General features: G+C 73.0%; 21 protein-coding genes and 1 tRNA gene. 7 read left to right on the top strand and 15 right to left on the bottom strand.

What is annotated here, in order from left to right:
• Nucleotides 1-101 precede the first annotated feature (101 nt).
• Together V4Y03_RS20250 and V4Y03_RS20245 are read left to right on the top strand one after the other, a co-directional pair.
• Nucleotides 102-1385 carry an amidohydrolase family protein gene (locus V4Y03_RS20250; protein WP_332435843.1) on the top strand — a complete coding sequence of 428 codons (1284 nt, stop codon included), beginning with the start codon at nt 102-104 and terminating at the stop codon, nt 1383-1385.
• 2 nt (nt 1386-1387) lie between these two features.
• Nucleotides 1388-2044 (top strand): NAD(P)H-binding protein, encoded by a 657-nt coding sequence (locus V4Y03_RS20245; RefSeq protein WP_332435842.1) that lies wholly within the window; start codon nt 1388-1390, stop codon nt 2042-2044.
• Nucleotides 2045-2122: 78 nt separating this feature from the next.
• Here the strand turns inward: V4Y03_RS20245 and V4Y03_RS20240 are convergent.
• Nucleotides 2123-2204, bottom strand: a tRNA-Tyr gene (locus tag V4Y03_RS20240).
• Between the two features lie 171 nt (nt 2205-2375).
• Between V4Y03_RS20240 and V4Y03_RS20235 the strand changes: the two genes are divergently transcribed.
• From V4Y03_RS20235 to V4Y03_RS20220, 4 genes are all read left to right on the top strand, one after another.
• Complete coding sequence (locus V4Y03_RS20235; protein WP_317878263.1) at nt 2376-2867, top strand: YajQ family cyclic di-GMP-binding protein; 492 nt, start codon at nt 2376-2378, stop codon at nt 2865-2867.
• A 105-nt stretch (nt 2868-2972) separates the two neighbouring features.
• Entirely contained in the window at nt 2973-3470 is a 498-nt protein-coding gene (locus V4Y03_RS20230) for a methylated-DNA--[protein]-cysteine S-methyltransferase (RefSeq protein WP_332435841.1), read from the top strand.
• Complete coding sequence (locus V4Y03_RS20225) at nt 3467-4111, top strand: alpha-ketoglutarate-dependent dioxygenase AlkB family protein (RefSeq protein ID WP_332435840.1); 645 nt, start codon at nt 3467-3469, stop codon at nt 4109-4111. Before V4Y03_RS20230 ends, V4Y03_RS20225 begins: the two co-directional genes overlap by 4 nt.
• A gap of 10 nt (nt 4112-4121) precedes the next feature.
• Complete coding sequence (locus V4Y03_RS20220) at nt 4122-5360, top strand: APC family permease (RefSeq protein WP_332435839.1); 1239 nt, start codon at nt 4122-4124, stop codon at nt 5358-5360.
• Here the strand turns inward: V4Y03_RS20220 and V4Y03_RS20215 are convergent.
• The 14 genes from V4Y03_RS20215 to V4Y03_RS20150 form a co-directional block, all read right to left on the bottom strand.
• A complete protein-coding gene (locus tag V4Y03_RS20215; RefSeq protein WP_332435838.1) occupies nt 5326-6456 on the bottom strand; it encodes a hypothetical protein in 1131 nt (376 codons plus the stop codon). The genes V4Y03_RS20220 and V4Y03_RS20215 overlap by 35 nt on opposite strands.
• An 8-nt stretch (nt 6457-6464) precedes the next feature.
• Nucleotides 6465-6863, bottom strand: a complete 399-nt coding sequence (locus tag V4Y03_RS20210) for a YccF domain-containing protein (protein WP_332435837.1) — start codon at nt 6861-6863, stop codon at nt 6465-6467.
• A complete protein-coding gene (htpX, locus tag V4Y03_RS20205) occupies nt 6860-7723 on the bottom strand; it encodes a zinc metalloprotease HtpX (RefSeq protein WP_332435836.1) in 864 nt (287 codons plus the stop codon). Before htpX ends, V4Y03_RS20210 begins: the two co-directional genes overlap by 4 nt.
• A gap of 173 nt (nt 7724-7896) precedes the next feature.
• Nucleotides 7897-8352 carry a large conductance mechanosensitive channel protein MscL gene (gene mscL, locus V4Y03_RS20200; protein ID WP_317876973.1) on the bottom strand — a complete coding sequence of 152 codons (456 nt, stop codon included), beginning with the start codon at nt 8350-8352 and terminating at the stop codon, nt 7897-7899.
• A 53-nt stretch (nt 8353-8405) separates the two neighbouring features.
• Complete coding sequence (locus V4Y03_RS20195; protein WP_317876972.1) at nt 8406-9950, bottom strand: NADH-quinone oxidoreductase subunit N; 1545 nt, start codon at nt 9948-9950, stop codon at nt 8406-8408.
• Entirely contained in the window at nt 9947-11500 is a 1554-nt protein-coding gene (locus tag V4Y03_RS20190; RefSeq protein WP_332437235.1) for a complex I subunit 4 family protein, read from the bottom strand. Before V4Y03_RS20190 ends, V4Y03_RS20195 begins: the two co-directional genes overlap by 4 nt.
• A gap of 27 nt (nt 11501-11527) precedes the next feature.
• Nucleotides 11528-13510 carry an NADH-quinone oxidoreductase subunit 5 family protein gene (locus tag V4Y03_RS20185; protein ID WP_332435835.1) on the bottom strand — a complete coding sequence of 661 codons (1983 nt, stop codon included), beginning with the start codon at nt 13508-13510 and terminating at the stop codon, nt 11528-11530.
• On the bottom strand, nt 13507-13914 hold the full coding sequence (gene nuoK / locus V4Y03_RS20180; protein ID WP_317876970.1) for an NADH-quinone oxidoreductase subunit NuoK: 408 nt from the start codon (nt 13912-13914) through the stop codon (nt 13507-13509). Before nuoK ends, V4Y03_RS20185 begins: the two co-directional genes overlap by 4 nt.
• Entirely contained in the window at nt 13914-14492 is a 579-nt protein-coding gene (locus V4Y03_RS20175) for an NADH-quinone oxidoreductase subunit J family protein (RefSeq protein WP_332435834.1), read from the bottom strand. The genes nuoK and V4Y03_RS20175 overlap by 1 nt, the downstream gene beginning before the upstream one ends.
• The gene (locus V4Y03_RS20170; RefSeq protein WP_332435833.1) at nt 14489-15046 is read right to left on the bottom strand and encodes a NuoI/complex I 23 kDa subunit family protein; all 558 of its coding nucleotides are present in this window, start codon (nt 15044-15046) and stop codon (nt 14489-14491) included. The genes V4Y03_RS20175 and V4Y03_RS20170 overlap by 4 nt, the downstream gene beginning before the upstream one ends.
• Nucleotides 15046-16014: a complex I subunit 1/NuoH family protein gene (locus V4Y03_RS20165; RefSeq protein ID WP_332435832.1), complete on the bottom strand. Its 969-nt coding sequence runs from the start codon at nt 16012-16014 to the stop codon at nt 15046-15048. The genes V4Y03_RS20170 and V4Y03_RS20165 overlap by 1 nt, the downstream gene beginning before the upstream one ends.
• Entirely contained in the window at nt 16011-17318 is a 1308-nt protein-coding gene (locus V4Y03_RS20160) for an NADH-quinone oxidoreductase subunit C (protein ID WP_332435831.1), read from the bottom strand. The genes V4Y03_RS20165 and V4Y03_RS20160 overlap by 4 nt, the downstream gene beginning before the upstream one ends.
• Nucleotides 17315-17890 (bottom strand): NADH-quinone oxidoreductase subunit B, encoded by a 576-nt coding sequence (locus tag V4Y03_RS20155; RefSeq protein WP_317873620.1) that lies wholly within the window; start codon nt 17888-17890, stop codon nt 17315-17317. Before V4Y03_RS20155 ends, V4Y03_RS20160 begins: the two co-directional genes overlap by 4 nt.
• The gene (locus V4Y03_RS20150; protein ID WP_317873619.1) at nt 17881-18309 is read right to left on the bottom strand and encodes an NADH-quinone oxidoreductase subunit A; all 429 of its coding nucleotides are present in this window, start codon (nt 18307-18309) and stop codon (nt 17881-17883) included. Before V4Y03_RS20150 ends, V4Y03_RS20155 begins: the two co-directional genes overlap by 10 nt.
• 273 nt (nt 18310-18582) lie before the next feature.
• Here V4Y03_RS20150 and V4Y03_RS20145 point away from each other — a divergent pair, with 273 nt between their 5' ends.
• Nucleotides 18583-19746, top strand: coding sequence for a sensor histidine kinase (locus tag V4Y03_RS20145; RefSeq protein WP_332435830.1), 1164 nt, complete (start codon nt 18583-18585; stop codon nt 19744-19746).
• Nucleotides 19747-19937: the final 191 nt, after the last annotated feature.

Genomic DNA, 19937 nt, shown 5'->3' with positions numbered 1-19937 from the left:
CGGTACGACTATTGCGCTCCTCCTCGAAGCCCGGACCGAGCGCCCCTAGGCTCGGCCCCCACGCTGCGTGATCTTGATCTTGAGGAGCCTTGAGGAGCCCGATGTCAGCCGACAGCAAGCAGCCCCAGCCGCCGCCCGAGGACGGGGCCGCCACCACGGCCGACTCGACCTCCCTCCTGCTCTCCCACGCACGGCTCACCGACGGGCGGACCGTCGACGTACGGCTCGTCGGCGGCCGCATCGAGGCGGTCGGCACGGCCGGCAGCCTCGCCGCCGTCGGAGCACGGGTCGACCTCACCGGCTATCTGCTGCTGCCCGCCGCCGCCGAACCCCACGCGCACGCCGACACCGCGCTCTCCGCCGACTCCCCCGGGCCCGTCTCGTACGCCCCTGAGGAGGTGCAGCGCCGGGCCACCGAGGCCGCGCTGCTCCAGCTCGGCCACGGCGCGACCGCGCAGCGCGCGCACGTGCGGACCGGCGACGTCCACGGGCTCGGCCCGCTCGAAGCCGTCCTCCAGGCCAGGCGCTCGCTGCGCGGTCTGGTGGACCTGACCGCGGTCGCGGTGCCGAGGCTGCTCACCGGGGTGGCGGGCGCCGACGGCCTGGCGATGCTGCGGGACGCGGTGAAGATGGGCGCCGGGGTGGTCGGCGGCTGCCCGGACCTCGACCCGGACCCGTCCGGGTACGTGGAAGCGGTCCTGGAGGTCGCGGCCGAGCACGGCGTCCCGGTCGACCTGCACACCGACGGCGGCGACCCGGCGCGGCTCGCCCGGCTCGCGGCGATGGCCGGCGGGCTGCGCCCCGGGGTGTCGATCGGCCCGTGCGCGGGGCTCGGCCGGCTGCCCGCCGACGTGGCCCGGCGGGCGGCGGACGGGCTGGCGGCGGCCGGGGTGACCGTGGTGTGCCTGCCGCAGGGCGGCTGCGGGAGCACGGAGCGGCGCGGCTCGGCGCCGGTACGGCTGCTGCGGGCGGCCGGGGTGCGGGTCGCGGCGGGCAGCGGGGCGCTGCGGGACGTGGCGAACCCGGTGGGGCGCGGCGATCCGCTGGAGGCGGCGTATCTGCTGGCCTCGCTCGGCGGGATCCCGCCGGAGGAGGCGTACGCGGCGGTGAGCGCGGAGGCGCGGGCGGCGACGGGGCTGCCGGAGGTGCGGGTGGAGGCCGGGTTCCCCGCGGAGCTGCTCGCGGTGCGCGGCGAGCGCCTCTCGGGCGTGCTGTCCCTCGCGTACAGCCGGATCGTGGTGCACCGGGGGCGGGTGGTGGCCCGGACCAGCGCGGTACGGGAGTACTGCGACTCGGCGGCGGCGCTGGACCTGCCGAGGCAGGCGCGCCCGGAGCGTCCGCCGGAGCCGGGAAGCCCTCCGGCCGGTCCCGTCGTACGGTCGTGAGTATGCGCATCGTCATCGCTGGAGGACACGGACAGATCGCCCTGCGCCTGGAGAGGCTGCTCTCGGCGGGCGGGCACGAGGTCACGGGGATCATCCGCAGACCGGAGCAGGCGGGGGACCTGCGGGACGCGGGCGCGGAGCCCGCCGTCCTGGACCTGGAGTCGGCGTCGGTGGAGATGGTCGCCGCGGTGCTCCAGGGCGCGGACGCGGCGGTCTTCGCCGCGGGCGCGGGGCCGGGCAGCGGGGCGGACCGCAAGGACACGGTGGACCGGGCGGCCGCGGTGCTGTTCGCGGACGCGGCGGAACGGGCGGGCGTACGGCGGTATGTCGTCGTCTCCTCGATGGGCGCCGACTCCACCCACCCGGGCGACGAGATCTTCGACGCGTACCTCCGCGCGAAGGGCGCCGCCGACGACGAGGTCAGGTCGCGTACGGCGCTGGACTGGACGGTCCTGCGCCCGGGCTCGCTGACCAACGACGCGGGCACGGGCATGGTCCGCCTGGAGGCCCGCACGGGCCGCGGGCCGGTCCCCCGGGACGACGTGGCGGCGGTCCTGGCGGAACTCCTGGACACCCCGGCGACGGCCGGCCTGACCCTGGAACTGATCGCGGGCCCGACACCGCTGACCGTCGCGGTGAAGGACGTGGCCGGAAACTGATCCCCCACCCGGCCCTGTCGGCCCCGCGGAAACGCGAGAAGGTCCCCGGTGCAAGCACCGGGGACCTTCCGTATCGCGTGGCGACGCCAGGATTCGAACCTGGGTAGGCTAAGCCGACGGATTTACAGTCCGCTCCCATTGGCCACTCGGGCACATCGCCATGAGATCGCTGCCGTGGAGCCGCTTTTCTGCGGTGTTCCGTGGCAACGACGTAAACGATACCTGATCCCGGGGGGTGCTTCGCCACCGGATTGATCAGCCGTTCGGGCCGTTGCGCACCCCCTAGGCTTTGGGCTGTACCCCACAGCATCCGAGCAAGGAGCCACGAGTCATGGCCGACTCCAGTTTCGACATCGTGTCCAAGGTCGAGCGGCAGGAGGTCGACAACGCCCTCAACCAGGCCGTGAAGGAGATCTCGCAGCGCTACGACTTCAAGGGAACCAACGCCTCGATCGCCTGGTCGGGCGAGAAGATCCTGATGCAGGCGAACGGCGAGGAGCGCGTCATGGCGATCCTCGACATCTTCCAGTCCAAGCTGATCAAGCGGGGCATCTCGCTGAAGTCGCTGGACGTCGAGGGTGAGCCGCAGCTGTCCGGCAAGGAGTACAAGCTCTTCGCCTCCGTCCAGGAGGGCATCTCCCAGGAGAACGCCAAGAAGGTCGCGAAGGCCATCCGCGACGAGGGCCCCAAGGGTGTCAAGGCGCAGGTGCAGGGCGAGGAGCTGCGGGTCAGCTCGAAGAGCCGGGACGACCTGCAGGCCGTCCAGGCGTTGCTCAAGGGCAAGGACTTCGACTTCGCGATCCAGTTCGTGAACTACCGCTGACCCCTTGGCGGTCGTGAAGGTCATGTCCGAATACCGCCAGCCCGAGGTTCGGCGGTCCCCGCACACTGGGTCTGTGGAAGACCCGTGCGGGGAGAGGAACCAGCCATGACCGTGTACGCGTACGCCGACGGCCCCCTGGGCGAGATGCTGCTTGTCGGGCAGCTCGCCGGAGGGGGCCGTGCCGTGCTGCGCTCGCTGTCCCTGCCGGGGCAGAAGGGCGCCGTCGAGGTCGAGGACGGGTGGGTCCTGGCGCCCGAGGCCTTCGGCCTGGTCGTCGAGCAGCTCGGGGAGTACTTCGCCGGGCGCCGGGACCGGTTCGAGCTGCCGCTCGACGGCGACGCCGGGACCCCGTTCCAGCGGCGCGTCTGGCAGGCCCTGGAGGAGATCCCGTACGGCACGACCGTCTCGTACGGGGAGATCGCGCGGCGCGTCGGTTCCCCGGGCGCCGGGGTGCGGGCGGTGGGGACCGCGATCGGGCGCAATCCGCTGCTCGTGGTGCGGCCCTGCCACCGGGTGATCGGGGCCGACGGGAGTCTGCGCGGGTACGCCGCCGGGCTGGAGCGCAAGGAGCGGCTCCTGGGCCTGGAGGGGGCCCTGGTGTGACCGAGGGGCTGTTCCCGCGCGAGCGGGCCACGGTCGCGCCCGGTGCCGTGCACGTCCCCGGGTGGCTGCCGTTCGCCCGGCAGCGGGAGCTGGTGGACGTCTGCCGCGAGTGGGGGCGGGGGCCGGTGCCGTACCGCCAGACCGTGCTGCCCGGCGGGGGCGTCATGTCGGTGCGTTCACTGTGCCTGGGCCGGCAGTGGGAGCCGTACCGCTATCTCGACACCGTCGGGGTGCCGCTGCCCGGCTGGCTCGTGGCCCTGGGCCGGGAGGCGCTGGCCGAGGCGTACGGGGACGACGGAGGATTCACGCCCGACACCGCGCTGGTGAACTTCTACGCGCCGGGGGCGCGGATGGGGATGCACCAGGACCGGGAGGAGCGTTCGGGTGCGCCGGTGGTGTCGCTGAGCCTCGGGGACCGGTGCGTGTTCCGCTTCGGCAACGAGGAGAGCCGGGGCCGGCCGTACCAGGACGTGGATCTGGCCTCCGGGGACCTGTTCGTGTTCGGCGGGGTGTCGCGGTGGGTGCACCACGGGGTGCCGAAGGTGTTCCCGGGGACGGCCGATCCGGGGCTCGGGCTGACCGGGCGGCTGAACATCACGCTCCGGGAGACCGGGCTGTGGACACGCCGGGACACCCCCTAGGCTGCGGCGCATGAGTGGTGAGCTGCGGCGGTCCCTCGGTGTCTTCGACGCGGTCGTGATCGGGCTCGGTGCCATGGTCGGGGCCGGGATCTTCGTCGCCCTCGGGCCGGCCGCCGGGGCTGCCGGGTCCGGTGGCGGGCTGCTGCTCGCGCTCGGGATCGCCGCCGTCATCGCGTACTGCAACGCCATGGCCTCGGCCCGGCTCGCCGCCCGCCACCCCAGCTCGGGCGGCACCTATGTGTACGGTCGCGAACGGTTGGGACCCTTCTGGGGGTACCTGGCCGGCTGGGCGTTCGTGGTGGGCAAGACCGCCTCCTGCGCGGCGATGGCGCTGACCGTCGGGGCGTACCTGTGGCCGGGGCAGACGCACGCGGTGGCGGTGGCCGCGGTGGTGGCCCTGACGGCCGTGAACTACGGGGGAGTTCAGAAGTCGGCGCTGCTCACGCGGGTGATCGTGGCGCTGGTCCTCGCGGTCCTCTCCGTGCTGGTCGTGGTCTCCCTCGGGGCCGGCGGGACCTCCCCGCTCGCGCCCGGCGGGGAGCTGACCTTCGGCGGCGTCCTCCAGGCCGCTGGTTTGCTCTTCTTCGCATTCGCGGGGTACGCGCGCATCGCCACGCTCGGCGAGGAGGTCCGCGACCCGGCCCGGACGATCCCGCGCGCCGTACCGCTCGCGCTCGGGATCGCGCTCGCCGTGTACGTGCTCGTCGCCGTGAGCGTGCTCACCGTCCTCGGCCCCGGCGCCCTGGCCGACTCCCCCACCCCGCTGACCGACGCGGCCCGCGCGGCCGGCGCCGAATGGCTGGTGCCGGTGGTCGCGGTGGGCGCGGCCGTCGCCGCTCTGGGCTCGCTGCTGTCGCTGATCCTCGGGGTGTCCCGTACGGCCCTGGCCATGGCCCGGGACGGGTATCTGCCGACGGCGCTCGCGGCCGTCCACCCGCGTTTCCAGGTGCCGCACCGGATGGAGGTCGCGGTGGGCGCGGTGGTGGCCGTGGTGGCGGCGACGGCGGACGTGCGGGGTGCGATCGGCTTCTCGTCGTTCGGGGTGCTGGTCTACTACGGGATCGCGAACGCCTCGGCCTGGACGCTGGGGCCGGAGCGGCGGCCGCTCGCCGCGCTGGGGCTCGCCGGGTGCGGGGCGCTGGCCTTCGCGCTGCCGCTCGGTTCCGTCCTCGCGGGCTCGGCGGTCGTCGCGGCGGGGGTCGTGGCGTGGGCGGTCAGTCGAGGACGAGCCGTACCCCCGCGGCCGTGAGGCCCTCGGTGATCTCGTGGAAGGTGGCCGGGCGCCGTCCGGTCAGCGGGCGCACGCCGAGGCAGGCGCGGGCCACGTCGGCGTGGTGCCAGACGAGGGTGGCGCCCTCCAGCGCGTCGGCGACCGCCCGGAGGCCTCCGCGGAGAGTGTGACCGGGGCCGCGGACGGTCTCGCCCACGGCACAGAGGAAGGAGTCCTCGTCGAGGACGCCGGTGCCGTCGAGGTGGTACGTCGCGCCCGGGACGACCTCCCGGGCGCCGTACGGGCCGAGTGCGGCGGCCTGGGTCAGCCACAGGGCCCGGCCGGGGCCGGGGAAGCGGCGCCAGGTTCCCGGCTCGGTGGGCCGGTCGCGCCAGAAGAGGTCCCACACGTCCCGGGTCGGGTGCGGCAGGAGGCCCGTACGGGAGAAGGACACGGTCAGGTCGATCAGACCGCGGTGGCCGGCGGAGGTGTCCCAGCCGGTGACGCGGCCCGCCTCGGCCTCGTGGTGGTGGTTCCCGAGCCAGGTGAGGCCCTGGTAGCGGACCGCCTCGAACTCCTCGGCGCCGGCGGCCAGGGCGTCGCGGAGCGCGCCGCGCGGGGAGCAGCCGAGGAAGGTGACCTCGGTGCGGCCGGTCCCGGCGGGGACCTCGTGGGAGACGGGTGTGGAGACGGGTATGAGGTGGGCGACGGGTACGGGGCGGGGGTTCGGGGCGGGGTGAGGGCTCGGCACGAGGGGCGCGCTGGGGGCGAGGGGGGCGCTCGGGGCGAGGGGGGCGCTGGGGGTGGCGCCGCACGCCCTGCCGTACGCCCCTGGGAGGCGGCGCGGGGCGCCCGCGCTCTCCACCGTGACCGTGTCGCCGCGCGCGCCCAGGACGCGGACGGCGTCGAAGCGCCAGGGCCCGTCGGGGGTCTCCACGTCGAGGGTGCCGAGCGGGGCCGTGCCCTCCACGATCGCCTCGGTGACGGCGCGGGCCAGCTCGCCGCGCGGTTCGCAGCCGCGGAGCTCGTACCGTGTGCGGGGCGGCGGGTCGGGTTCGCCGAAGAGGCCCTCGACGTCCGTGCAGAGCGCGACCGCGTACCGGCCGGAGAGGAGTGCGTACCTCGGGTTCTGCACCGGGCTCCTCAGCGGCTCTGGTAGCCGTACGCCTGGTTCGTGGGGACGATCTCCTTGCCTAGGGGCATCAGGGAGACCGGGATCATCTTGAAGTTCGCGATGCCGAGCGGGATGCCGATGATCGTGATGCAGAGGGCGATGCCGGTGGTGATGTGGCCGAGGGCGAGCCACCACCCGGCGAGGATCAGCCACAGGACGTTGCCGACGCAGGAGGCGGCGCCCGCGTCACGGCGGTCCACGACCGTCTGCCCGAAGGGCCACAGGGCGTAGACGCCGATGCGGAAGGCGGCGAGTCCGAAGGGGATGCCGATGATCGTGATGCAGAGCAGGACGCCCGCGAGCATGTAGCCCAGGAACATCCAGAAGCCGCACAGGATCAGCCATATGACGTTGAGGATCGTCTTCACGGTCGGTGACCTGCCATCTGTTCGAGCCGGGCGATGCGCTCGGCCATCGGCGGATGGGTGGAGAACATCTTGGACATGCCCTGTCCGGGCCGGAACGGGTTCGCGATCATCATGTGGCTCGCGGTCTCGATCCGGGGCTCGGGGGGCAGCGGCAGCTGCTTGGTGCCCGCGTCCAGCTTCCGCAGGGCGCTGGCCAGGGCGAGCGGGTCGCCGGTGAGCTGGGCGCCGGAGGCGTCGGCCTCGTACTCCCGGGAGCGGGAGATGGCCAGCTGGATCACGGAGGCGGCGACCGGGCCCAGGATCATGACCAGGAGCATTCCGAGCAGTCCGGGGCCGTCGTCGTCGTTGGAGCGGCCGACCGGGATCAGCCAGGCGAAGTTGACCAGGAACATGATCACGGAGGCGAGGGCTCCGGCGACCGAGGAGATGAGGATGTCCCGGTTGTAGACGTGGCTCAGCTCATGGCCGATGACCCCGCGCAGCTCGCGCTCGTCGAGGATCGCGAGGATGCCCTCGGTGCAGCAGACCGCGGCGTTGCGCGGGTTGCGGCCGGTCGCGAAGGCGTTGGGCGCCTGGGTCGGCGAGATGTACAGCCGTGGCATCGGCTGTCTGGCCTGCGTGGAGAGCTCCCGCACGATCCGGTAGAGGCCGGGTGCCTCGAATTCGCTGACCGGGCGGGCGCGCATGGCCCGCAGCGCGAGCTTGTCGCTGTTCCAGTACGCGTACGCGTTGGTGCCCAGCGCCACGACGAGCGCGACGATCAGCCCCGTACGGCCGAAGAAACTGCCGATGACGATGATGAGGGCCGAGAGCCCTCCGAGGAGTACGGCGGTCCTCAGCCCGTTGTGCCGGCGGTGCACGGTACGCCCTCCAAGTGGTGCGGCAGGGGAACCCTTTGCTGCGTGGTCGTCCACTCCCGGACGTCGTCCGGGGGGAGGCCCACCTCCAGTGGACCCTTCCGTACTGGTCAACGCCAGGCGGGAAGCTCGGGTTCCCCGGGCCGCACCGGGGGTGGTGTGCGCCGTTCGGGTGATCAGCGGGCCGCGGGGACGGCGAGCTTCTCCAGGCCGGTGGCGACGGGCTCGACCTCGCTGGTGCAGTGGGCGCAGCGGGAGGCGATGGCCGGGATCTCGGTGAAGCAGCGGGGGCAGTCGCGCTTCTCGGCCTTGGGGTCGGCGGCCTCGGCCTTGGCGAACTTGTCCTGGATCTTGGTCATCGGGACGACGATCAGGAAGTAGAGGACGGCCGCCGTGATGACGAAGGCGATGATCGCCGCTATGGCCAGGCCGTACGGGAAGACCGTGCCCTTGATCTTGAAGCTGGCCTCGCTGAAGTCGCCGACGGAGCCGGTGGCGAGACCGATGAGCGGGGTGATGAAGGCCTTGCTGAAGCCCGTGACGACGGCAGTGAACGCGGAACCGACGGCCAGACCGATGGCCATCGAGATGACGTTCCCGCGAAGTATGAAGTCCTTGAATCCGTTCAGCACGGGGTCTTGCTCCTCGTTCTTTTTCTGTGGGGGGGGTCGGGCTCTTCTGAGGGTCAGAACAGGCTGTTCGCGGCGAAGCGGAGGGCGAACTGCGGGTAACCCGACAGCACCGCTCCGGCTACGGCGGTCAGCGCGATCGCCAGGGTGATCGGCACGGGGGCCCTGTGGGGGGCCTTCTCCGGCGGGGCTTCCGACGCGGTTCCGGGCGCGGCCTCCGGCGTACGGAACAGCAGTGCCGTCCAGCGGAGGTAGTAGTACAGCGCGATCACGACGTTCACGGCCATGACCACGGCCAGCCAGCCGAGGCCCGCGTCGACGGCCGCCGAGAAGACGGTCACCTTGGCGAAGAGGCCGATGATACCCGGGGGCAGACCGGCCAGATTCAGCAGGAAGAAGCCGAGCGCGAGGGCCGCGGCGGGGCGCGTCGCGTACAGGCCCCGGTAGTCCGCGAGGCGGTTCAGGGGGTGCGTACGGGCGACGAGCGCGACCACCGCGAAGGCGCCGAGGTTCACGACGGCGTACATCAGGGCGTACGCGACGGTGGCGCCGACCTGGTCGTCGCTGGAGTACGCGGCGGCAGCGATCGGCACCAGGAGGTAGCCGGCCTGGGCGACCGACGACCAGGCGAGCAGCCGGACCGCGCTCCACGCGCGCGTGGAGACCTGGCGCAGGGCGGCGACGTTGCCCACGGTCATGGTCAGCGCGGCCAGGGCCGCGAGCGCCGGGCCCCACACGTCCGCGTACGACGGGAAGGCGACGACCGTCACCAGGATGAGCCCGGTGAAGCCGACGGCCTTGCCGACCACCGACAGATAGGCGGCCACCGGCACCGGGGCGCCCACATAGGTGTCGGGGACCCAGAAGTGGAAGGGGACGGCGGCCGTCTTGAACGCGAAGCCGACGAGGGTGAGGGCCACGCCCGCCTCGGCGAGCGTCTGAAGCTGGCCGGGCACGTCGTCGAGGCGCTGGGCCAGCTCCGTGAGGTGGAGGGTGCCGGTCGCCGCGTACACGAAGCTGACGCCGAGCAGGGTGACGGCGGTCGCGGTCACGGACGACAGGAAGAACTTGAGCGCCGCCTCCCCGGACCTGCGGTCGCCGCGCTTGAGGCCGACCAGCGCGAACGCGGGCAGCGAGGCCACTTCGAGTGCGATGACCAGGGTCGCCAGGTCGCGGGAGGCGGGCAGCAGGGCCGCGCCCGCGGCGGAGGACAGCAGCAGGAACCAGAACTCGCCGGCCGGGAGCTTCTCGCGGGTCTCCGTGAGCGAGAGCAGCGCCGTGAGGAGGGCGCCGCCGAGCACGAGCAGCTGGATGACGAGGGTGAAGTGGTCGGCGGTGTAGCTGCACGCCCTGATCTGGGTGTCGGGCGTGAGGCAGAAGGTGGAGCGGTCACCGGCCCGCAGCGGGAGGAGGAGGGCGAGGGCGGCGACGAGCCCGCCGATCGCGGTCCAGCCGAGGATCCCCTTGCGCTCCTCGGGGAGGAAGAGGTCGGCGACGAGCACCACGAGGGCGACCACGGCCGTCAGGGTCGGGGGCGCGATCGTGAGCCAGTCGACGGACTGGACGAGCGACTCGCCGGCGAGCGTCGTCACGGGGGTCATCGGATGCCTCCGGCAAGGAGCTTCTGGACGGCCGGGTCGGTGAGGCCGAGGAGGACGGCGGGCCAGAGTCCGGCGAGGACGGTGAGGGCGACGAGCGGGGTCCAGGCGGCGAACTCGTACCCCTGGACGTCGGCGATCGGTGTCTCCCCGGCGGGCCGGGGGCCGCCCATGCAGACGCGGCGGACGACGAGGAGGAGGTACGCGGCGGTGAGCAGGGTGCCGAAGGCGCCGATCGCCATGAAGGTGAGGAAGGCGGGGCGGCTGAGGCCGGCGGCCGGTTCGAAGGCGCCGAACAGGGCCAGCATCTCGCCCCAGAAGCCGGCCAGGCCGGGCAGGCCGAGGGAGGCGACGGCGGCGAAGGCGAGGAGGGCGCCGAGGCGGGGGGCGCGGCCGTAGAGGGCGGCGCCGGTGGCCCCGGCGAGGGTGTCGAGGTCGGCGGTGCCGTACCGGTCCTTGACGGCGCCGACCAGGAAGAACAGCAGGCCGGTGACAAGGCCGTGGGCGACGTTGGCGAAGAGCGCGCCGTTGACTCCGGTGGGGGTCATGGTGGCGATGCCGAGGAGGACGAAGCCCATGTGGCCGACGGAGGAGTACGCGATGAGGCGCTTGAGGTCGCCCTTGTTGCCGGACCGGGCGAGCGCGAGGCAGGCGAGCGATCCGTAGATGATCCCGGCGACGGCGAAGGCGGCGAGGTAGGGGGCGAAGGTCCGCATGCCGTCGGGGGCGATCGGCAGGACGATCCGGACGAACCCGTAGGTGCCCATCTTGAGCAGGACGCCGGCGAGGAGGACCGAGCCGACCGTCGGGGCGGCGGTGTGGGCGTCCGGGAGCCAGCTGTGCAGCGGCCACATCGGGGTCTTCACCGCGAGCCCGATGCCGATCGCGAGAACGGCGATGACCTGCACCGATGTGGTCAGTCCACGGCCGTTGTCAGTGGCGAGTGCCACCATGTCGAACGTGCCCGCCTTCACGCCGATGAGGAGCAGGCCGAGCAGCATGACGACCGAACCGAGCAGCGTGTAGAGGATGAACTTCCAGGCGGCGGCCCGCCTGCCCTCGCCGCCCCAGCGGGCGATGAGGAAGTACATCGGGATGAGGACCGTCTCGAAGGCCAGGAAGAACAGGACGAGGTCGAGGACGGCGAAGGTGGCGAGGGTGCCGGACTCCAGGACGAGCAGCAGGGCGACGAAGGCCTTCGGGGACGGGCCCGCGGGCATCTTGAAGTAGCTGTACAGCGCGCAGAGGAAGCTCAGGAGCGCGGTCAGGACCAGGAGGGGGAGGGAAATGCCGTCGACACCGAGGTGGATCCGCACGTCCAGTGCCCTGATCCAGCTGATGTCCGTCGTGGCCTGCATCCTCGACGGCTGGTCGTGGTCGAAGCCGAGGACGAGGACGATCGCGGCCAGCAGGACGACACCGGTGACGGTGACTCCGTGGCGGAGCACGGCCTGGTCCGGGGACTTCCCCTTCAGCCCCGGCGGGGCCGGGAGGAGAGCGGCCGCCGCGCCGAGGAGCGGCCCGGCGACGATCAACGCCAGAAGGAACTGCATCACGGATTCGCTGATATCGATCACGGCTCACGCTCCGGCGACGGCGTTGGCGAGGGCGACTGCGGCGATCACCAGGACGACGGAGCCGGCGAGCAGGGCGCTCAGGTAGGTCTGCACGTTGCCGGTCTGGGCGCGGCGGACGAGCCAGCCGAGCCCCTTGGCGGAGTTGCCCGCGGCACGTACGTAGGTGTCGACGACCTCGCGGTCCAGGAAGCGGACCAGTGAGGCGGCGGCGAGGACGGGACGGACGAACGCGGTCCGGTAGACGGCGTCCAGGTGGAAGCCGTCGGCGGCGGGACCGTGCAGCGGGCCGAGGAGGGCGCGGCCGGGGTCGGCCGGGTCCTCCGCCGGGTGCGGCAGGTGCAGCGCCTCGGCCTCGACGAGTCCCGCGTCGGCGTCGGGGTGGGCGACGTGCGGGGCCGGGGGCCGGACGGAGGCGGTCCGGGCGGCGAGGGTGCGCCAGACCGCGTACGTGATCACGGCCCCGGCGGCGGCGAGGCCGGTGCCGAGGACGGCCGTGGTGAGGGTCGGGGTGAGGTCGTTGCCGTCGAACCAGTCGTCGAGGTAGGTGACGGTCAGTCCGAAGCCCAGGGAGGGGATGGCGAGGACCCAGAGGACCGTCGTCATCGCGAGGGGCTGGCGGCCGTGGTCGGGGGCCTCGGTGCCCCGGCCGCGGAAGGTCCGCAGCCACAGGCGGAGCGCGTACGCGGCGGTCAGCAGGGCGGTGAGCAGGCCCGCGACGAGGACGGTCCAGCCGGCCCCGGCGGGGGCGACGGTCCGCTCCCCGAGCGCGGTGTGCTCGGCGGCCACGAGGACGGCTTCCTTGGAGAAGAAGCCGGCGAAGGGCGGGATCGCGGCGAGCGCGAGCAGGGCGACGGTCATCGTCCAGTACGCGTCCGGGACGCGCTTCGCGAGGCCGCTCATCCGGGACATGGCGGTCAGCGAGTTCGTACCGGCGGCGTGGATGACCGTGCCGGCGGCGAGGAACAGCAGCGCCTTGAACGCGGCGTGCGAGAGGAGGTGGAAGACGGCGGCCCCCCGGTCGCCGACGGCGAGCGCACCGGCCATGTAGCCGAGCTGGCCCATCGTCGAGTACGCGAGGACCCGCTTGATGTCGTCCTGGGCGAGCGCGGCGAGCGCCGAGCCGACCATCGTGATCGCGGCCATCACGGCGAGCACCGTCAGCGCGGCGGCGGAGGCGGCGAAGACGGGCAGCAGCCGGGCCGTGAAGTAGATGCCGGCGGCGACCATCGTCGCCGCGTGGATGAGCGCGGAGACGGGGGTGGGGCCGGCCATGGCGTCCGGGAGCCAGGTGTGCAGCGGGAACTGCGCCGACTTGCCCGCCACACCGGCGAGCAGCAGCAGGGCGATCAGGGTGGGGTGGTCGAGGCCGCCGCTCGCGACGGCGCCGAGGACGCCCGTGATGCGGAAGGTGCCCGCGTCGGCGGCGAGCGCGAAGAGACCGATGAGGAAGGGGACGTCACCGAGCTTGGTGACGAGGAAGGCCTTCAGTGAGGCGGAGCGCGCCTCGGGGGTCTCCCAGTAGTGGCCGACGAGGAAGTACGAGCAGATGCCCATGATCTCCCAGCCGACCAGGAGCACCATCAGGTCGCCGGAGTAGACGACGAGCAGCATCGCGGAGGTGAAGAGGGAGACGAGCGCGGCGTACGAGGGGTAGCGGGGGTCCTCGCGGAGGTAGCCGGTCGAGTAGATCTGCACACAGGTGGCGACGACGCCGACCAGGACGGCGACGAGGGCGGCGAAGCCGTCGATGTGCAGGGCCAGGTCGATGGGGACCGAGCCGGTGGGGGTGAGCTGGGTGGCGGCGTCGATCGCCTTCCCGCCGCCCTGGCGGGCGGCGACCACGGCGGCCAGGACGGCGGCGGCGAGCGTCGGAAGCACGGCGAGCGGACGGACGAAGCCGGGCGCGGTGCGGCCGAGCAGGAGTCCGGCGGCGGAGCCGAGGAAGGGCAGGAGGGGGACGAGGACGGCGAGGGTCGTGGTGGTCACGCGGTGGCCTCGGCCTTCTCGCCGGTCGGCGTGTCGTCGTCCGCGGGTGTCGCCGCCGCGGCTGCGTCGTCCGGGGCTGCGTCGTCCGGGGACGAGGGGTGCTCCGCCGTGTCGCGGAGGCGGTCGATGTCGGCGGTGCCCTTGTTGCGGTGGACCGCGAGGACGATCGCGAGGCCGATGCCGATCTCCGCGGCGGCGACGGCGATCGTGAAGAGGGTGAGGGCCTGGCCCGCGTGCAGGGTGTCGCGGAGCCAGACGTCGAAGGCGACGAGGTTGAGGTTGACGGCGTTGAGCATCAGCTCGACGGACATCAGCACCAGGATCGCGTTGCGGCGCGCGAGGACGCCGTACACGCCGATGGCGAAGAGGAGGGCGGCGAGGACGGCCGGGTAGACGAGATGCATCAGCGCTCCCCCTCCTTCTTCTTGCGGGAGAGCACGATGGCGCCGACCAGGGCGGCGAGGAGGAGGACGGACAGCGCCTCGAACGGCAGCACCCAGTGCCGGAAGAGGGTCTCGCCCGACACCTTCGTCGAACCCTGCACGGCTCCGCCCAGGTCGATCCACGTCGTGCGGAAGGCGTCGACGACGACCCAGACCAGCGCGGCCCCGGCGGCCAGGGCGACCGCGAGCGCCACCGGCCTGTTGCCGGAGTCGGCGTCCGGGGAGCGGCCGATGGGGGCCTTGGTGAGCATGAGACCGAAGAGGAGGAGGACGACGACGGAACCGACGTAGATCAGGACCTGGACCCAGGCGATGAACTCGGCCGTCAGGAGCAGGTACTCGACGGCGAGCCCGCCGAGCGCCACGACCAGCCAGAGCGCGGCGTGCACGAGCTGGCGGGTGGTGACGGTGACGAGGGCTGCGCCGAGGGTGACCAGGCCGACGAGGAGGAAGGTGATCTCGACGCCGGTGGGCGAGAGGAAGCCGTGGGCCTGCTGTGCTGCCTGCGCCGCTTGGGTCGTGTGTGCTGCCAGGTTCACCGCTGCTCCCCCTCGGCGGCCGCGGCGGCTGCCGCTGCCGCGGCCTTCTCCACTGCCTTGCGGGCCGCCGCGATCTCCTTCGGTTCCTCCGCGCGCGGGTCGAGCGCGGGCGGTTCCGGGACCGTCCACATCCACTCGCGGAGCTTGTCGCGCTCGTGGGTCAGCTCGTGGATGTCGGTCTCCGCGTACTCGAACTCCGGCGACCAGAACAGCGCGTCGAAGGGGCAGACCTCGATGCAGATACCGCAGTACATGCAGAGCGAGAAGTCGATGGCGAACCGGTCCAGGACGTTCCGGCTGCGGTCGCGGCCTCCCGGGACCGACGCCGGCACCGTCTCCTTGTGGGAGTCGATGTAGATGCACCAGTCGGGGCACTCGCGGGCGCAGAGCATGCAGACCGTGCAGTTCTCCTCGAACAGTCCGATGACCCCGCGCGTGCGCGGCGGCAGCTCGGGCTGGACTTCGGGGTACTGCGCGGTGACGGTCTTCCGCGTCATCGTGCGGAGGGTGACGGCGAGGCCCTTGGCGAGGCCGGAGCCGGGAATCGGGGACATCAGCTGATCGCCACCTTCACGATGCCGGTGAGCGCGATCTGCGCGAGCGCGAGCGGGACGAGGGTCGTCCAGGCGAGCTTCTGGAGCTGGTCCTCGCGGAGGCGCGGGTAGCTGACCCGCAGCCAGATCACGACGAACGCGAGGACGGCGGTCTTGAGCAGGGTCCAGACCCAGCCGAGGCCGTCCGCCCCGAAGGGGCCGTGCCAGCCGCCGAGGAAGAGGACGGTGGTGAGACCGGACAGGACGACGATGCCGGCGTACTCGGCGAGCAGGAACAGCGCGAAACGGAGGCCGGTGTACTCGGTGTACGCGCCGAAGATGATCTCCGAGTCGGCGATGGGCATGTCGAACGGGGGCCGCTGGAGCTCCGCGAGGCCCGCCACGAAGAACACCAGCGCGCCGATGATCTGCCAGGGCAGCCACCACCACTCGAAGGCGTTCAGGATGCCCGGGAGGGAGACGGTGCCCGCGGCCATCGCGACCGAGGCGGCGGCGAGGAGCATCGGCAGCTCGTACGCGAGGAGCTGGGCGGCGGTACGGAGGCCGCCGAGCAGCGAGAACTTGTTCGCGGACGCCCAGCCGGCCATCAGGCTGCCGAGCACGCCGACGCCCATCACCGCGAGCGCGAAGAAGATGCCCGCGTCGACGACCTGGCCGACGGCGCCCTCGCTCGGGCCGATCGGGATGACGACGAGGACGAGGAGGTACGGGAGGAGGGCGACGGCCGGGGCGAGCTGGAAGATCCGCCGGTCCGCGTCCTTCGGGACGACGTCCTCCTTCTGCGCGAACTTCACACCGTCGGCGACGAGCTGGGCCCAGCCGTGGAAACCACCGGCGTACATGGGCCCGAGGCGGCCCTGCATATGGGCCATGACCTTGTGCTCGGTCTGTCCGACGACGAGCGGCAGCACGAGGAACACGGCGAAGACGACGAGCAGCCGGAGGGCGACGTCGAGTACGTCGTTCACGCGGGATCGCCTCCGGCGGGGGTGGTGGGGTCGGCGGGGTCGCCTTCGGCGGGGGGCTCCGTGGGGGGCTCGGCCGGCTCCGTGGCCGGCTCGGCGGACTCCGTGGCCGGCTCGGCGGACTCCGTGGCCGGCTCGGCGGACTCCGTGGCGGGGGCAGCCGGCTCGGCCTTGGTGTCCGGCTTCGCCGGAGTGGTGGGCTCCTCGTCGAAGGCCGGACTGGCGTGGTGCCACGGGGCGTCCGAGCTGCGGGTGCGCGGGGTCGCCGGACCGGCGGGCGGCGCGCTGGGCGCGGGACCGTCCGGGGCCGCCTGGCTCGCCGAGCCGTCGGCGGCCGAGCGGGAGCGGCGCGGCGGGCGCGCGGTGGCGGGCGGGGCGTCAGCGGTCGGCTCGGGAGCCGTGGCGCCCGGCTCCGGAGTCGTGGTGTCCGATTCGGGGGTCGCCTGGCTCGCCGAGCCGTCCGCCGCCGAGCGGGTGCGGCGCGGCGGGCGCGCCGGGGTGTCCGGGCCCGTCGCTCCCGTCGTCGGGGGCGTCGGCTCCGCCTGGCTCGCCGAGCCCTCCGTCACCGAGCGGGAGCGGCGCGGCGGGCGCGCCGGGGTGTCCGGGGCGGTCGTTCCCTCCGGGGGCGTCGGCTCCGGCCGGCTCGCCGAGCCTTCCGTCACCGAGCGGGTGCGGCGCGGCGGGCGGTCGCCTGCCGTCGCTCGGGCCGGGCGGGTCGGGGCCGGGGGGAGCTGGCCCTTCAGGGGGCCCCATTCATTGGGGTCCGGGACGCCCGGCGGGAGCATCTGGCGGCGCTTCGGGCCGCCGCCGTCGTGGGACTCGCCCGGTTCCTTCGCGCCCGGCCACGCCTTGGCGACCCGGGCCGCGAGGACGAAGTCCTTGCGCAGCGGGTGGCCCTCGAAGTTCTCGGGGAGGAGCAGCGGCACCAGGTGCGGGTGGCCCTCGAAGGCCACGCCGAACATCTCGTGGGTCTCGCGCTCGTGCCAGCCGGCTCCCGCGTACACCCCGATCGCGGTGGGCAGCACCGGCGCGTCGTGCGGGACCGTCGTGCGCACCAGGAGGCGGCGCGGGCGGCCCCCGGACAGGGACACCACGTGCGCGCAGACCCGGAAGCCCGTGCCCGGCTCGTCCACCGCGCTCAGCCAGTCGAAGTACGTGCAGCCCAGCTCGTCGCGGGCTGTCGTGAGCGCCGTGATCCAGGACGCCGGCGGGACGTCGACCGTGAGCAGGTCGTACGCCCGCTCCGCCGTCGCCTCCTCGCCGAAGATCTCCGTCACGGCGTCCGGGAGGGAGTCGTACCCGTTCACTCCGTGCCTCCCGGCGGCGGGACCAGGGGGCTCGTCAGCTGGGAGACCGAGGCGGCGGTCGCGTACCGCTCCGCCAGGTTCTCCCGCGCGATCTTCTCCTGGAGTTTGAGGATGCCCTGGAGCAGCGCCTCGGGGCGGGGCGGGCAGCCCGGTACGTACACGTCGACCGGGATGATCTGGTCGACGCCCTTGGTGACCGAGTACGAGTCCCAGTAGGGCCCGCCGCAGTTGGAGCAGGCGCCGAAGGAGATGACGTACTTCGGCTCCGGCATCTGCTCGTAGAGCCGCTTCACGGCCGGTGCCATCTTGTCCGTCACCGTGCCCGAGACGATCATCAGGTCGGCCTGGCGCGGGCCGGGCGCGAAGGGGATCACGCCGAGCCGGATGAAGTCGTGCCGGGCCATCGACGCGGCGATGAACTCGATCGCGCAGCAGGCGAGCCCGAAGTTGAAGACCCACAGGCTGTAGCGGCGGCCCCAGTTCAGGACCACCTTCATCGGCTCGGGGGCGAGGCGCGCGAGCGGCCCCAGCTTCGGGGCGGGCAGGGGTGTGGGCAGGGGTGTTACGTCCATGCCAGGACGCCCTTCTTGTACGCGTAGAGCAGCCCCACGGCCAGGAAGCCGAGGAAGACGAACATCTCGACCAGGGTCGCGGCGCCGAAGCCGGGCGCGGCGAAGACCGTCGCCCAGGGGAAGAGGAAGATCGAGTCGACGGCGAAGACGACGTAGAGGAAGGCGTACACGTAGTAGCGGACCTGGGTGTGGGCCCAGCCCTCCCCCACGGGGTCGACGCCGCACTCGTACGTCATGAGTTTCTCGGGCGTCGGCACGACGGGCCGGAGCAGCCGGCCGGCGCCGAACGCCACGGCGACGAAGAGCACGCCGACGACGGCGAGCAGGCCGACGACGGAATACGTCTGGAAGTAGTCCGCCGCGTCGGCCGCGACAACGGTCGGTTCCCGCACGTCCGCCCCTCGGTCTCGGTGTCTCATGAGTCACTTGTGTACGGACGCGAGTCTAGGCCCTGCTAAAGGGACCGTAAGCAGTCGCGTACGGGGTCGCTCGCCCCGTCTCCTACGGGCTCCCGTACGGGCTCCCGTACGGGCTCCCGCACGGGCTCCCGCCCACGGTCCCGCGCGGGGTCGCCGGGCGGCCCGCACCACCCGGTCACCACGCCCGGCACCGTCCGGGTGGGGATATCCCCCCTCCCGCTCACCGACCTTCCCCATGGCGTCGCGCACCGCCCGACCGGCAGTCTGGGGACCATGACCGCTGATCACGGCGCCGCCGCCGCCTCGCCTCCCCGCAAGCGCACCGCCTACGGGAAGGAGACCTGGAAGGAGATCGCCTTCCTCCTCTCCAACCTCTTCACGACGCTGGCCGGTTTCGTCTACTCGGTCGTGAGCGTGCTCCTCGGCGTCGGCCTGTCGGTCACCGTGATCGGGCTTCCGCTGCTCGCCCTCGGACTCAGCGGCGCGCGCCTCATCGGCCGCTCGGAACGCGCCCGGGCGCGGGGGCTGCTCGGGGTGAAGGTCGCCGAGCCCTCCCCGCTCCCGCGGCACCGGGGCTTCTTCGGCTGGCTGTGGGGCACGCTGAAGGACCCGGTGGCCTGGCGGACCCAGCTGTACGGGCTGATCCGGCTGCCCTGGGGCATCCTGACGTTCACCCTGGGGCTGGTCTCGCTCATCGTCCTCTGGCCCGTCCTGCCCTTCCTGTCCCGGGGGCTCACCCATGCCGACCGGGGCATGGTCCGGGGGCTCCTCTCGCCCTCCGACGAGTTGGAGCGGCGGATCGCCGAGCTGGAGTCGGACCGGGGCGTGGTCGTCGACACCGCCGCGGCCGACCTGCGGCGCATCGAGCGCGATCTGCACGACGGCGCGCAGGCCCGGCTCGTCGCCCTCGCGATGGGGCTCGGGCTGGCGAAGGAGAAGCTCCTCGAGGACCCGGAGGCCGCCGCGGCGATGGTCGGCGAGGCGCACGGCGAGGTGAAGCTCGCGCTCCAGGAACTGCGGGACCTGGCGCGCGGCATCCACCCGGCGGTCCTCACCGACCGGGGGCTGAGCGCCGCGCTCTCCTCGGTCTCGGCGCGCTGCACCGTGCCGGTGAAGGTGACCGTCGACCTGGCGGAGCGCCCGGCGGAGGCGATCGAGGGCATCGCGTACTTCACGGTGTCGGAGCTGCTGCAGAACGTCTCCAAGCACGCGCGTGCCCGGACGGCGTCGGTGGAGGTGTGGCGGGCCGGGGAGCGGCTGATGCTCCGGGTCGGCGACGACGGGACGGGCGGAGCGAGCTTCGACGGCGGCACGGGGCTCGCGGGGCTCGCGGAGCGGCTCGGCGCGGTGGACGGCCTGCTGGTCGTGGACTCGCCGGCGGGCGGCCCGACGACGGTCACGGCGGAACTGCCCTGGCGCTCCCGCCCGACCGCGTGAGGCCGTGGGCCCGTGGGCCCGTAGGGGGTTCGTGGGCCCGTAGGGGGTCCGTGGGCCCGTAAGGGGTCCGTGGGCCCCTACGGGCGTACGGACCCCCTACGTGTCCGCGAACCCGTAGGGGGTCCGCGAACCCGTAGAAGGTCCGCGAATCCTTACGGTGCCGCGAACCCGTACGGCGCCCCCGTCCCCCT

This window comes from Streptomyces sp. P9-A4 (genome assembly GCF_036634195.1).
In the GTDB taxonomy this organism is placed as follows: domain Bacteria; phylum Actinomycetota; class Actinomycetes; order Streptomycetales; family Streptomycetaceae; genus Streptomyces.
Note: the sequence above shows the minus strand (reverse complement) of the source record. Positions and strands in the feature narration are given on the sequence as shown.